Annotated in this window: 11 protein-coding genes; 8 read left to right on the top strand and 3 right to left on the bottom strand. The window is 66.2% G+C overall.

Annotated elements, in window-relative coordinates:
• Positions 1 to 665 (bottom strand): aconitase family protein (locus B4L36_RS11440; RefSeq protein WP_292957113.1); only part of this gene is annotated, 665 nt, incomplete at its 3' end.
• A 247-nt stretch (positions 666 to 912) separates the two neighbouring features.
• On the opposite strand from B4L36_RS11440, the gene B4L36_RS11435 reads away from it, so the two are divergent.
• From B4L36_RS11435 to B4L36_RS11415, 5 genes are all read left to right on the top strand, one after another.
• On the top strand, positions 913 to 1,869 hold the full coding sequence (locus B4L36_RS11435) for a DUF1223 domain-containing protein (RefSeq protein WP_292957110.1): 957 nt from the start codon (positions 913 to 915) through the stop codon (positions 1,867 to 1,869).
• Between the two features lie 45 nt (positions 1,870 to 1,914).
• Positions 1,915 to 2,814 (top strand): DMT family transporter, encoded by a 900-nt coding sequence (locus B4L36_RS11430; RefSeq protein WP_292957107.1) that lies wholly within the window; start codon positions 1,915 to 1,917, stop codon positions 2,812 to 2,814.
• Between the two features lie 22 nt (positions 2,815 to 2,836).
• Positions 2,837 to 3,445 (top strand): inner membrane-spanning protein YciB, encoded by a 609-nt coding sequence (locus B4L36_RS11425; RefSeq protein WP_335661545.1) that lies wholly within the window; start codon positions 2,837 to 2,839, stop codon positions 3,443 to 3,445.
• A gap of 90 nt (positions 3,446 to 3,535) precedes the next feature.
• Positions 3,536 to 4,039, top strand: a complete 504-nt coding sequence (locus B4L36_RS11420; RefSeq protein WP_292957101.1) for an RNA polymerase sigma factor — start codon at positions 3,536 to 3,538, stop codon at positions 4,037 to 4,039.
• Complete coding sequence (locus tag B4L36_RS11415; protein ID WP_292957098.1) at positions 4,036 to 4,776, top strand: hypothetical protein; 741 nt, start codon at positions 4,036 to 4,038, stop codon at positions 4,774 to 4,776. Before B4L36_RS11420 ends, B4L36_RS11415 begins: the two co-directional genes overlap by 4 nt.
• Here B4L36_RS11415 and B4L36_RS11410 read toward each other — a convergent pair.
• On the bottom strand, positions 4,773 to 5,168 hold the full coding sequence (locus B4L36_RS11410) for a c-type cytochrome (protein ID WP_292957095.1): 396 nt from the start codon (positions 5,166 to 5,168) through the stop codon (positions 4,773 to 4,775). The genes B4L36_RS11415 and B4L36_RS11410 overlap by 4 nt on opposite strands.
• A 56-nt stretch (positions 5,169 to 5,224) precedes the next feature.
• Positions 5,225 to 6,409 carry a sulfite oxidase gene (locus B4L36_RS11405; RefSeq protein ID WP_292957092.1) on the bottom strand — a complete coding sequence of 395 codons (1,185 nt, stop codon included), beginning with the start codon at positions 6,407 to 6,409 and terminating at the stop codon, positions 5,225 to 5,227.
• 388 nt (positions 6,410 to 6,797) lie between these two features.
• Between B4L36_RS11405 and B4L36_RS11400 the strand changes: the two genes are divergently transcribed.
• From B4L36_RS11400 to B4L36_RS11390, 3 genes are all read left to right on the top strand, one after another.
• Positions 6,798 to 7,730, top strand: coding sequence for a cytochrome c oxidase assembly protein (locus B4L36_RS11400; protein WP_292957089.1), 933 nt, complete (start codon positions 6,798 to 6,800; stop codon positions 7,728 to 7,730).
• Positions 7,727 to 8,719, top strand: coding sequence for a cytochrome c oxidase subunit II (locus B4L36_RS11395; protein WP_292957086.1), 993 nt, complete (start codon positions 7,727 to 7,729; stop codon positions 8,717 to 8,719). Before B4L36_RS11400 ends, B4L36_RS11395 begins: the two co-directional genes overlap by 4 nt.
• On the top strand, positions 8,716 to 9,849 hold a 1,134-nt coding region (locus B4L36_RS11390), incomplete at its 3' end, for a cbb3-type cytochrome c oxidase subunit I (protein ID WP_292957083.1). The genes B4L36_RS11395 and B4L36_RS11390, both read left to right, overlap by 4 nt.

Genomic DNA, 9,849 nt, shown 5'->3' with positions numbered 1-9,849 from the left:
GTGTGGCTGTCGGTGCCGACCAGCGTGTCGGGATAGGCGACCTGCCGGCCGTCCTGGTCGGTATCGGTCCATACGGTCTGGGCCAGATATTCCAGGTTGACCTGGTGGCAGATCCCCGTTCCGGGCGGCACGACGCGGAAGTTGCGGAACGCCTTCTGGCCCCATTTCAGGAACTGGTAACGTTCGATGTTGCGTTCGTATTCGCGTTCCACGTTGAACTGGAAGGCGCGCGGGGTGCCGAATTCGTCGATCATCACCGAATGGTCGATGACCAGATCGACCGGGTTCAGCGGGTTGATCTTCTGCGCGTCGCCGCCAAGCGTCTTGATGCCGTCGCGCATCGCGGCCAGATCGACGACCGCCGGAACGCCGGTGAAATCCTGCATCAGCACGCGGGCGGGACGATAGGCGATCTCGCGCGGGTTCTTGCCGCTCTTGTCGGCCCATTCCGCGAAGGCCCTGATGTCATCGGTGCTGACCGTCTTGCCGCCATCCTCGAAGCGCAGCATGTTTTCCAGCACCACCTTCAGCGAGGCCGGCAACCGCGAGAAATCGCCCAGACCCGCTTCCGAGGCGGCGGCGATGGAGAAATAATCGACCGATTGATCGCCGGCCTTCAGGGTGCGGCGGGTCTTGGCGGTATCGGTTCCGGTCTGGATGGGCATCAGAGCCTCCCTGTCTGCAAGGTGGATGGGTCGGGCAGTGTCTCTCTTGCTTTGCCCCATGACAGAGGCTTGCGCAAGGAGATCCGCCATCAATGTATGCAATTGCATACCATCTGCTGCGCTGTTGCTCAAGAGGCACGCCCTTCACGATCACGCGGGGGCTAACAAAGCGTTGATTTGGTTTTGCCTGCGCCGCGGCGCTATTCAGGATGACGGAATTCGCAGACTGAACTGGACATTGCGGACAATGTCGGCTTCGAGACGGACCTTCAGCGCCGGGCGCGCAGGCTATGCAGGGCTGATACCGGCCCTTGCTGCGGCGGCGCTTCTGGGCGGCGCTGCCGCCGGTCAGGCCCAGGAAGGCGGGCCGGGCGGCGCGGGAAATGATCTGTCCGCGCCCGTCATTTCCGCGCCCGATGATCCGGGCCGGGCGGCGCCCGGCGCGCTGAGCCGGGACGATTTCCTGTCCGGCGGCGGCTTCAACAGTTTCGCCGCATCCGAGGCGCCGCCGACGGACAGTTTCCTTCCGCCCTCGCTGCCGGTGGTGGTCGAGCTTTTCACCGCGCAGGGCTGTTCGACCTGTCCGCCCGCCGACGCGATGCTGGAAAAGATGGCCGCCATGCCGGGCGTTCTGCCGCTTTCGTTCAACGTCGATTACTGGGATTATCTGGGCTGGACCGACAGCTTCGCCAGCCCCGACTTCACCCGCCGCCAGGAAGGCTATGCCCGGGCCTCGGGCGAACACGCGCTTTACACGCCGCAGATCATCGTGGACGGCCGCGACACCGCAGTCGCCCCCGGTCCCGCGCAGCTGATGGCGATGATCGACGAGAACCGGATCTCTCCGGCGATGCTCAGCGTGCAGCGCGAAAGCGGGGATGATGGCGAAAGGATCGAACTGACGCCGCTATCGGACCTGGGCGGCCCGGTGGTGGTGGTTCTGGTCCGCTATGCGCCCAATCGCGCGGTCGAGGTGACGGCGGGCGAGAACAGCGGCCGCGTGGTCAGCTATACCAATGTCGTGCTGTCGATCAGCAAGCTGGCCAAATGGGACGGCACGGCGCCCTTGCGCCTGAATGTCAGGCCGGACGAAAGCGGCCCCCAGGATTTTCCGCCCGATACCAGGCATGTCCTGCTGGTCCAGCGCGGCATCGGCCCCGACGAACTGCCCGGCCCCATTCTCGCGGCGATCAAGCTGGACTGACCGCGACAACTTGCGCGGCGTGCAAAAATTTCGCATCAGCGGACCATGAGCGAATGGATCATCCAGATCGCGGGAACGCCCGAAGGCGCGCGGCTGGCATCGGTTCTGGCGCTTGGCGCGGCCTTTCTGCACGCGCTGTTCGGGTCCCTGCAAAAGGGCCGGCACGATCCCTGGATCAGCCGTGCGGCGATCGACCTCAGCTACGGGATCATGGCTCTGCCCATCGCGCTGTTCGTGGTTCCCTGGCCGGATCCGGGGCTGTGGCCGGTGCTGTTCGGGGCCATGGGGATCCATGTCTTCTACAAGATCGCGCAGGCGCTGACCTATACGCGGGGCGCCTATACGGTCGTCTATCCGGTGGTGCGCGGGACCGGCCCGCTTTTCGCGGTAATCGCCGCGGGGGTTGTCTTTGGCGAGCATTTCAACGCGGTGCAATGGCTTGGTGTCGGGCTGCTGGTCGGCGGCATCTTCGGCCTTGCGGCCTATAACCGATCGCGCCTGGTTCTGGGTCGCGAGACGCTGGGCCCCGCGCTGGCCTGGGCCGTGGTCACGGGCGGCTTTGTCGCGCTTTATACGACCTATGACGCCTGGGGCATCAGGCTGGCGGCCAATCCCTTCACCTTTCTGGCCTGGTTCTTCGTGCTGGATTCGTTCTTCATGCCGATCTGGAACCTGCGCCGCCTGATCGCGCTGACCGCGCCCGAGGTTCCCGCTTTGGCCATGCGGGGAATTTTCGGCGCCCTGGTTGCCTTCGCCAGTTTCGGCGCGATCATGCTGGCCACCCGCATCGACGATGTCGGCCGCGCCGCGGTGCTGCGAGAAACCTCGACCGTCTTCGCGGCCCTTGTCGGCTGGCTCGTGCTGGGCGAAAAGGTGGGCGTCGCGCGCGCGATCCTGATGGCGGTGATCGCTTCGGGCGCTTTGGTGGTGGAATTCGCGTCCTGATCGTGGCGCCGAAAGGAAGATGATGAAGGAACCGAATCCCTTGGTGAAATCGGCGCTGGAACTGGGGCCGCTGCTTCTGTTTTTCGGCGTCTTCATGTGGAACCGCGGCGGAACCGTCAGCCTGTGGGGACAGGATTACACGGCGCTGGTCTTTGCCACGCTGATCTTCATTCCGGTTCTTGCCATCGCGACCCTGATCCAGTGGCGTCTCAGCGGCAGGCTTGCGCCCATGCAGGTCGTGACGCTGGTTCTGGTGGTGATCTTCGGGGGGCTGTCGGTCTGGCTGAACGACCCACGCTTTTTCAAGATGAAGCCCACCATCATCTATCTGCTCTTCGCCGCGATCCTGGGCTACAGCCTGGTCGCGCGGCGCAACTGGTTGCAGGCGGTCCTGTCCGAGGCGCTGCCGATGGATGCCCTGGGCTGGCGCAAGCTGACCATGCGCATGATGCTGCTGTTCCTCGGTCTCGCGCTGGCCAACGAGTTCGTCTGGCGCATGATGTCCGAAACATCCTGGGTCTATTTCAAGACCTTCGGCCTGCCGCTGATCCTGTTCGTCTTCCTGATCGCCAATGCCGGTCTCTATCGCGCGCATGCGGTGGAGAGCGAAAAGGACGACGAGCAGGGCTGAGCCCCGCACGCGACTGTCTCGATCGCCGCGCGGCGATCGACCCCCGGTCGAATGTCTTTTAGCGGATTCCCGGATCGGTTAGACAGGATCATGGCCCAACTGACGCAGATCGAGATCCTGCTTCCCGAACTTCGGGCCTATGCCGTCGCGATCTGCACCTCGCGCAGCGATGCCGAGGATCTTGTCCAGGACGCGGTCGAGCGTGGTCTGCGTTCGGATCGCCGGCCGGCGCGCCTGGACCAGCTTCGGCCCTGGATGTTCCGCACGATCAGGAACCTGCACTACGACGAACTCAGGAAAAGACGTGTGCGTCGGGAATATTTGGAGGCGGAGAAACGTCTATCCGAAGAAGCGGGAACCGCGGATGCCGCGCGCGATGCGCTGACAAGGCTGGCCTTCGAAAAACTGCCGCCCGAGACGCGGGAGGTGCTGTGTCTCGTGGACATCATGGGGCTGACATACGCCGAGGCGGCAAGGGTGATGGATGTGCCGCCCGGCACGGTGATGAGCCGGATCAGCCGGGCGCGGCGGGCGCTTCTGATGATCGTGGAAGGCGCCCAAGTGGTGGAAAGCGGAGCAGGGCGGAAGACATGAACGAATTGGCCGACAGCGACTGGACTTTGATCAACGCCTACCATGACGGCGAATTGGGCCAGGCCGAGGCGCGTGATCTGGAATCGCGAATGGCGCGGGATCCGGCCCTTGTCCGGGCCCTGAACCAGGTGCGCCATGTCTCGGCCAGCCTTGCGGCGCTGCGGCCCGAATCGCGGGCCGAGGTATTCCGTCGCGACTTCGCTGCGGCCAATGCCAGGCGGTTTCCGCGAAGGTGGCTGGCGGGCGCTGCGGCCGCGGCGGCTGTCGCTGTTGCGATCGTCTTCGGGTCCGGATTCCTGGCCGAACCGACGCCGATCCGGATTCATGCCGCGTTCATGGACCAGAGCTTCGCTGTCGGCGACCGCGATCTTCGCACGATCGCCGGGAAGGATCCGTGGGGCGTGCCGGATCTTTCGGGTGCCAACCTGGTGCCGGTCGCCGTCGCAAGCTTCGAGGCAGGGCAGGTGACGCATTACGCGGGCCGGAACGGATGTCGCCTGTCCTATTTCCGCGGGTCATTCAGGATCGGTGACGATGATCGTGCCGCCGGCCAGCAGGTGGCGTCATGGACGACGAATGCGGATCTGCGCCACATGGTCGTCGCCACGGGAATGGACCGCGCCAGATTCGACGCGGTCGTCGCCTATCTTCAGCAGGTGACGCGGCAGGGGGCCACCGAGAGCGTCCTGGCATCGCTGACGCAAGCGACCCGGAACGCAAGCGCTTGCCTCGGCTAGTCCGGCGTGGCGGGTGCGACCGCGCCTGAGGAGGTTTGCCCCTCCATTGCGGGCTGTGCCGCGCCCTCGGCCCCGCCGGTCACCTGGGCCACATAGGCGGCGACGGTGTCGATCTGGCCCGCGGTCAGCATATCGGCGAATGCCGGCATGACGCCGATTCCGCTGGTGACGGCGGCGCGGACCTGCGCGGCGGTCGGTTTGAACTGGTCCAGGTTCGGGCCGATCTCGGCTTCGGATCCGGCATCGCTCAGCGCGTGACAGACAGCGCATGAGGGCTGCGCGGTTTCGGTGAAGATGGTGCGCCCGGCCTCCAGATCGGCCTCGGCGAGTGCCGGGCCGGCGGCAAGCGCAAGGAAAGCGGCGCCAAGAACCGGCGTCGTGGATGTGGTCATGTGATGGCTCCTGGTGGGGCGGTCGAGCCGGCGGGATGGCCCGCCGGCCGGGAATCCTAGCTGACGGTCACATCGACGGCATGGACGCGCCAGCCGTTATTGCCGTAGCCACGCTCGTTGGGCGGGAACGTCTCGGGTTGGCTGGTCCCGTCCTTCGCCGTCGCCCGGCTTGCCAGAGTCTGCGTTCCCTCCGAAAGCTCGGTGATCAGCACGAAGGGCCGCCAGGCATAGCGGCCCAGGTCCGGCCCGAGAAACTGCGCATCGGTCCAGCTCTGGCCGCCGTCGGTCGAGACCTCGACCTTCTCCAGATCGCTGACGCCGCCCATGGCGACGCCATGGATCTGCACCTTTCCGGTGGCGGCGTCCATCAGCGGCCCGGTGATCCAGGACTTGACGCTCATTTCGTACATCGAGGGCTGCGAGGGATCGCCCTTCTCGCCAACGGGGCGGACGCGATAGCCGGTCTGCTGGATCTTGGCCGGCGATTCCTCGGTCGTCAGGGCGAGCCGCTTGAGATACTTGACGTTGTTGACGCCGTAATAGCCCGGAATCACAAGCCGCACCGGGCCACCATGCGCCAGGGGCAGCGGCTCGCCGTTCATTTCCCAGGCCAGGATCGCCTGATCCATCGCGGCCTTCGGAACCGAACGCTCGACCTGAAGCGTCTCCTTCGGGACGCCCTCGGGAATGTCTTCGCCGCCCGTGCCGGTCAGATAGACCGCGCCGTCGCTGGCGCCGCCCATGGCGTCGATGACCGCGCGCACCGGCACGCCCGTCCAGACGACATTGCCCGCCGCACCGACCGACCATTGCGTGCCACTGGTCTCGTGATCGAAAAAGGCGCGTCCGTTGCCCGAACATTGCAGAACGCAGACCACCGTCTCGACCGCCAGCGTCTTCAACTGGCCGACCGTCATCGTGCCCGGATTGGCGACGCCGTCGATCTCGATCTCCCAGGCATCGCGGTCGGCGACAATGTCTTCGGACGGGGCCGGCAGGTTGTTGCGGATATAGAGATCCGTGCTGGGCGTGATCAGTTCCGCCCCCTGGGCTGCGCGCTTCGTCTCCAGCGTCTGCTTGGAATGGACGATCAGATCGTCGGCATCCTTCCAGGCGACGTAATCGGGAAGCGCGGTCCCGTTGTCCTGACCGATGGCCGGTCCACCGACGGCCGCGGCGCCAAAGGCGCCCGCCGATCCGATCAGGAAGTGGCGGCGTTTCACGTTCTGAATCACTTTCATTGGCTTTCCTCCCGTGGTTCGGAGCCGCGGCACCACGGTATGCGACAGCCCCGTAACCAAGAGACGTGCCAGGGCTGCGTATTATTCCAGCTTGCGCGGAATAAACCGGCCGAAGCAGGCTGCCGATCGAGCCTGCCGGTGAAAACGGTCGCGGGCTGTGCCCGGTCATCCGCCCCGATTGCCGGGCCATTTGCCGGGCTCGGCCGGGGCGCGCGCGTCCTTGCCCGGACGGTGCGATCCTGGGGTCGAAACGATTGAACACGAACGGACAATCAAGCAATGTGATGATGTGACTGCCGGAGGAGAGAAGCGGGTGAGAGCGTTCGGGATCCCGATTGCGGCGCCGTTCGCGGAGCTTGGCCCGCGTCGCCGCCGCCGAGGCCGGGGCGTGACCCCGCCGGCAGGTCTGGGCGTCGCGTTCCTGCTCGGCGCCTCGCGGGCATCGGCCCACAGCGACGGCGCGCCGCCGGCACCGGCGGACTTCTGGTCCATGTGGTCGCTTCAACCCTCGGTCATCGTGCCCCTGGGGCTTGCCGTCATGCTCTATGCCGGCGGTGTTCGGTTGGCCTGGGCGCGGGCGGGAACGGGCCGCGGGGTCCGGATCCGGCAGGTGCTGTGCTTTGCCGGCGGCATCGCGGCGCTGGTCGCGGCCCTTGTCTGGCCGCTCGATGCCTGGGGCGAAAGCCTGTTTTCCGCGCATATGGCGCAGCATATCACGCTGATGGGGCTGGCGGCGCCGCTTCTGGTGCTGGGACAGCCGCTTGCGACGATGACGCGCGCCCTGCCGCGCGGCTGGCAAAGGCGCCTTGCCGCGCTGGCCGGGACCGCGATCTGGCGACGTGGCCACGATCTTCTGACCGCTACGGGCGTCGCCACCGCCCTGATGCTGGGCGTTTTCCTGTTCTGGCACGCACCGCCCGCGCTGGCCGTGGCGCTTGACCATGATCTTGTCCACGCGGTGATGCACGGCTCGATCTTTGCCGCCGCGCTGGCGTTCTGGACCATGATCGCCCGGGTCCGCGACAGGGGCTTCGGGGTGCGGATCGTCGCGCTTTTCGTCTGCTTCAAGTTTTCGCTGATCCTGGGGGCGCTGCTGACCTTTTCGGGCCGGGCGCTTTATCCCGTCTATGGGTCCCGGCCAGACGCCTGGGGATTGACGCCGGTCGAGGATCAGCAACTTGCCGGCGTGCTGATGATGACGGCGGCGGCGATGATGTATCTGGTCGCCGCACTCGTCGTCGCGGCCGCCTGGTTTGCTTCGATGGATCGGACACAGGCTGCCTGCAACACGGTCGCGGCAGCGAACGGGGCAGGATCTTGAGGACGGCGGGGCTGGCATTCCTGCTTGCGGCGCTGGCCCTGGCGGGCTGCGAGAATCCGCAATCCGCCTTCGATCCCGCCGGGGACGAGGCCGCGCGCGTCCTTGCGCTGTTCTGGGCCATGCTGGCCGGAGGCGTGGTGATCTGGGTCATCGTCGTCGGCGTCAGCTTCTACGCGGTCAAGGTGCGGCCCGGGCGGCACAGCGAAAGGACCGGCCTGCGGCTGATCATCTGGGGCGGCTGCGTGTTTCCGACCGTCGTGCTGGCGGCGCTGCTGGTCTGGGGCCTCGGGCTGCTGAACGACCTGCGCCGTCCGGGCGACGGTCCGACCATCGCGGTTTCGGGCGAACGGTTCTGGTGGCGCGTCTCCTACGGCGTGACGGGCGCGCCGGGCGTGCTGCGCAGCCTGCCGCGCGGCGGCATCCCCGGCGCCAACGAGATCGTCATTCCGCTGGGCCAGCGCAGCACGATCCTGCTGGGCAGTCCCGACGTGATCCATTCCTTCTGGGTGCCGCCGCTGGCCGGCAAGATGGACGCGATTCCCGGCCGGGTGAACCGTCTGATCCTGGAGCCGACCGAGACCGGAATCTTCAACGGCACCTGCGCCGAATTCTGCGGGCTGGCCCATGCCCAGATGGGATTCCGGGTGATCGTCGTGCCGCCCGCCGAGTTCGAGGCCTATGTGCAGGCGCAGGCCAGGCCCGCCGCCGTCACAACGGGGCCCGGTCTCGATCTGTTCCTGAAGAACGGCTGCGCCGCCTGCCATGCCGTGCGCGGCACCCCCGCCCGGGGCACGGTCGGGCCCGATCTGACGCATCTGGCCAGCCGGCGGATGATCGGCGCGGGCATCCTGCCCACCACGGCCGAAAACATCGCCGATTTCATCGCCTCGCCCGACCATCTCAAGCCGGGGGTCGAGATGCCGGCCTTCGCCATGTTGCCCGAGGCCGAGATCGCCCGCATCGCCGATTGGCTGGGGAGCCTGCAATGACCGACCCGACAGCACAGGGCACACCCGATCAGGACGACCCCGAGGTTCGGCGCGGGCAGGAAGACAGGCTGCGCGAGGTCTGGAAGACACCGAAGGGCTGGCGCTACTGGTCGGCGGTCAACAACACCGAAATCGGTGTCTGGTATACGGCGGCGTCCTTCGGGTTCATGCTGTTCGCGGGCGTTCTGGCGCTGCTGATGCGGGTGCAGCTGGCGGTACCCGAGAACGATTTCCTGACCGCGACCTTCTACAACCAGCTGTTCACGCTGCACGGCACGGCGATGATGTTTCTCTTTGCCGTGCCGATCTTCGAGGCGGTGGCGATCATACTGCTGCCGCAAATGCTCGGCGCGCGCGATCTGCCGTTTCCGCGGCTGTCCGCCTTCGGCTTCTGGTGCTTTCTGATCGGCGGCGTCTTCGTCAGCGGCTCGATCTTCTTCGGCGCCGCCCCTGCTTCGGGCTGGTTCATGTATCCGCCCCTGACCACCGAGGAAAAGTTCACGCCGGGCCTCGGGCCCGACATCTGGCTGCTTGGTCTGTCGTTCATCGAGGTCGCCTCGATCGCGGCGGCGGTGGAACTGATCGTGGGCACGCTGAAATGCCGCCCGCCGGGGATGCGGCTGAACCTGATGCCGCTATACGGCTGGTATGTGCTGGTGGTGGCGGCGATGATCCTGTTCGCCTTTCCGCCGCTGATCGCCGGCGACATCCTGTTCGAGATGGAGCGGATGTTCGACTGGCCGTTCTTCGATCCGGCCCGTGGCGGCGACCCGATCCTGTGGCAGCACCTGTTCTGGATCTTCGGCCACCCCGAGGTCTATATCGTGTTCCTGCCCGCGATCGCGCTGGTGGCGATGATCGTGCCGACCTTTGCGCAGCGTCCGATCCTGGGATATTCCTGGATCGTTCTGGCGGCGGTGGGCACCGGCTTCCTGTCCTTCGGCCTCTGGGTGCATCACATGTACACCACGGGCCTGCCTTCGGCCTCGCTGGGGTTCTTTTCGGCCGCCTCCGAGGCGGTGGCGATCCCGACCGGCGTGCAGATCTTCGTGTTCCTGGCGACGCTGCTGACCGGGCAGGTGATCTTTTCGGTGCCGATGCTGTTTGTCGCGGGCGCGCTGGCGACCTTC

Origin of the sequence: Paracoccus sp. UBA889, assembly GCA_002294185.1 — a bacterium.
Classification (GTDB): Bacteria; Pseudomonadota; Alphaproteobacteria; order Rhodobacterales; family Rhodobacteraceae; genus Paracoccus.
This window is presented reverse-complemented; position numbering and strand designations above follow the sequence as displayed.